Annotated in this window: 2 protein-coding genes and 1 pseudogene; all 3 read right to left on the reverse strand. The window is 58.8% G+C overall.

Annotated elements, in window-relative coordinates; translation table 11 throughout:
* Positions 1-860: Clp protease N-terminal domain-containing protein (locus ACI38Z_RS03590; RefSeq protein WP_439788819.1), on the reverse strand; the 860-nt coding region annotated here is incomplete at its 3' end.
* 233 nt (positions 861-1,093) lie between these two features.
* A pseudogene (locus tag ACI38Z_RS03595) lies at positions 1,094-2,689 on the reverse strand (YfcC family protein).
* Positions 2,690-2,752: 63 nt separating this feature from the next.
* The coding region (locus ACI38Z_RS03600) for a M20 metallopeptidase family protein (protein WP_439788820.1) at positions 2,753-3,819 on the reverse strand (1,067 nt) is incomplete at its 5' end.

Below are 3,819 nucleotides of genomic sequence, written 5' to 3' on the forward strand. Positions count from 1 at the left end.
CCCGCGCCCACGATGGTGTGCAGCTCGTCGATGAACAGGATGATCCTGCCGTTTGCCTTCTGGACCTCCTTGAGCACGCTCTTGAGGCGGTCCTCAAACTCGCCGCGGTACTTGGCACCGGCGACGAGCGCGCTCATGTCAAGCTCCACGACCTCCTTGTCCTTGATGGTCGAAGGCACGTCGCCCGACGCGATGCGCTCCGCCAGCCCCTCGACGATGGCCGTCTTGCCGACGCCCGGCTCGCCGATGAGGACGGGGTTGTTCTTGGTACGACGGCTGAGCACCTGGATGGTACGGCGGATCTCCTCCACGCGGCCGACGACCGGGTCGAGCTTGCCCTGGCGGGCAAGGTCCGTCACGTTGCGCCCGTACTGCTCAAGCGCCTCGAACTGCGTCTTTGCGTCCTGCGACGTCACGCGCTCATCGCCGCGGAGGTCGTTGTAGGCCTCCTGCACGCGCTTGCCCGTGATGCCCGCACCGCGCAGCGCCGAGCCGGCATCGCCCTTCTCGTCCGCGAGTGCGCAGAGCAGGTGCTCGCTCGTGACATAGCTGTCACCGAGCTTGGAGGCGAGCTTCTCGGCCTCGTCGCCAACCTTGCGCAGCTCGTTGCTGATGCTCATCTGGCTCATGTCGCCCGTCACGCGCGGGGCGTGTGCGATGGTCTGGTCCACCTGCGCCTCGACCTGCGCCGGATCGGCACCCACTCGCTCGATGATGGCCCGTATGTTGCGCTCGTTGGACTGCAGCAGCGCCTTCAGCAGGTGGATGGGCCTCACCTCACCCGCCTCCGCATCGGCGGCAATGCTCACGGAGGACTGCAGGGCCTCCTGAGCCGTCACCGCCCACTTGTCAAACCTCATAGTGACCCCCTTCCGGGATTCCGATTTATCACTGTTCATTATTCCCCGTGAGCTGGGGAGTATACACAAATCTAAGTCGCTAGTAGATAGATTTTCTGCGCGTGGTAAAGAGAACCCAAAGACAAGCCCCGGACGAGAAACGCCCTCCTTGCGCACGGCAAGAAGGGCGGAGCACTGCAACGTTCAGATTCGGTTGCGATGCGTTTGGTCTGCGACTGGTCTACGAGAATGTATCAGAGAACGACCATCATCACGGTGAGAAATGCGATCAGCGCGATTGCAAGCCCGACGATGTAACGCATAACGGTCTTGAGGAAGGTGGAGTACTCAACCTTCGAAAACGCGAGACCGGCGAGAAGCACACCGAAGGTGGGTGTGAACAGCAGGATGATACCGTGTGACACCACGTACGTCATTATCATGACCTCGACGGGGAAGCCCAGCTTGATGGCGAGTGGCCCCATAATCGGCATGGAGACGGTTGCCATGCCAGAACTCGAGGGAATTGCGAATGACAGAAGAAGGTAGACGATCGAAGAGCCGACTGAGAAGACCGGCGCGCTGACCTTAGACAATCCGGCCGCCGCAGAGTTGAGAATCCACGTGTCCAACCCAGTCTCGTGCATAAGTACTGAAATCGCTCGAGCAAGAGCGATGACCAAGGCAATATCGAGGATGCCCGCCGCGCCCTTCAGAAACGTCTTTACGGCCTAGTCTGCGGAGAGCCCTCCGATTGCGGCGATCGTAAAGGCCATAAGCAGGAACCATGTAGTGCACTCGTTGAAGTACCAGTTTCCGAGTGGGGCACCCGTGAGCAGGGCGCTCCAAGCTGGCGTAACTACCGAGTTGGTAGCAACAGTGCCAGAGACGTTGCCGTCAAGTCGAAGCGTGCCGAGCCCTTTGTCCGCATACGCAGAGACCAGGTCATCATCTTTCACCTTAGTGACGACCTCTTCGGTTTTCTGACCGGCGTCGAAGAGCGAGACCCCAAAGCTGCTCCACGGGACAAACGAGACAATCATTACTACGAAGGAGATGGCAAAGGCAACGAGGACCCAGCGCTGACGCAGGGTAAGATTTCCCGCCTCAGATGCAACGCCCTTCTCGCCTCCAAACTCCTCATCCATAGCGGTGAGTTCCTCCTCACTCATGGCAGAGTTGGAACGGTCTGCTTTTACGCGGCGCGCATAGCGCACGACAAAAACGATTGCCGAACCCTCAGCGATGACAAAGACGATGAATCCCAACAGCAGAACGAGGCCCTTGTTAACGTCGTAGCCCATGTCGGCAAGCGCCGCTTCGGCAACGCCAACAGAGAAGGGGTTGACGGTCGATCCTATGCAGCCGCATCCAGCCCCCAACAGCACCGTCAGGGCAGACGTCATGGTATCGAACCCCGCAGCATATAGGGCAGCGCCCAGCAGAAGGTAGAACGGTACGGTCTCTTCACACATGCCGTATGTCGACCCACAGATGCCAAGGAGGACCATGAGTATAGGAATGAGAACGAGCTCCTTGCCCCTCAGCTTCTTGACCAACGAGGCGATGCCGGCATTGAGTGCACCCGTCTTTCCAACGACCTCTAGGAAACCGCCCAGAACGATGACGAAGAGGCAGACGGGAAGAGCGCTCGTAAAGCCGTTGACCGGTGAGTTAAGAATTTGCGCAACGGACGCGGCGGAAACGCCAGGCTGTCCCGTAGCCGCACATATCCAGCTCAGAATAGCGGTGCCCACAAGGAACCACGCAAGGATTAAGTACGAGTTGGCCCCTCCCTTCTTCTTCCCGCCCTTTCTAAACGCTCCTTTTTTCGCTTCTGCATCTGCCATACTTCTTCCTCTCTCAGAAAACACGCCCGCCTCGTTCACCTGATCGGCGACGTACCGCCTGGCCTATCCACCCTCTGCATGACGCTCAAGCCAACCCCAGGCCATGCTTGTGTGCATGGCGGCACCGAGGGGCATGACGTTCTCGTCAAAAACAATGTGGGGGTCATGCAGCGAGGTTGCTGGGGCGTCGTCCGGCAGTGCCCCTAACATGAAGTACGCGGAGGGAACTTCGTGAGAGAGCTCTCCAAAATCGTCCGACCCGGAAAAGGGAGCCGACATTCGACGCACTTGCCTTCCCGTGCCAGCCGCATAGGCCTCAGAAAGCTCTTCAACGAGCTTGGGATCGTTATATACAGTTGGTGCGGGTCGCAGGAACTGAACAGTGGCGGTTGCCCCGAAAGCCTTAGCGGTACACTCACAGACTGTGCGAATACGTCCCGAGAGCTTGCGGTGGGATTCCTCATCAAACGTGCGAAGCGTACCCAACATGTGACAAGTGCTGGGTATGATGTTCGCCGATGTGCCTCCGTCTATCATCCCAATCGAAAGGACCACCGTTTCCGAAGGATCAACTTCACGAGCAAGCAGCTCCTGCAAAGCAAGATGAATGTGGCAGCACACGTTGATGGGGTCAATCCCCGCAAAAGTCTGTGCACCGTGACACGCCTTTCCGGTTACCGTGATGTCCACGTCGTCAACCGAATAAGCAACTGTCCCAGGATAGGCACCGACCTCGCCGCACGGAATGTCGGTAGAGACGTGGCATCCCGAGGCGGCAAGGACTCGTGGATTCTGAAGGACGCCGGCATCAATCATGCTGCGGCACCCAAGTGGTCCCTCGGCAGTCGCCTCCTCGTCAGGCTGGAACATAAGCTTTACGCAGCCAGGGTACTCTCCCTCATGGTCCTTGAGCAGCTGGGCGGCGCCCAGAAGCATTGCTGTATGCAAATCGTGACCGCAGGCGTGCATCCTTCCATTTTTCGAAGCGAAAGGCAAGCCCGTCTGCTCGACTTCCGGCAGCGCATCCATATCCGCTCGCAAAAGGTAGCACGGACCATAAACGTCCCCCACGGTTGCGACCACCCCCGAATGGGGAATGAGCATCTGTGGTGATAGCCCCATCGACTTGA

It is taken from the genome of Parafannyhessea sp. (assembly GCF_051876455.1).
Lineage (GTDB): Bacteria > Actinomycetota > Coriobacteriia > Coriobacteriales > Atopobiaceae > Parafannyhessea.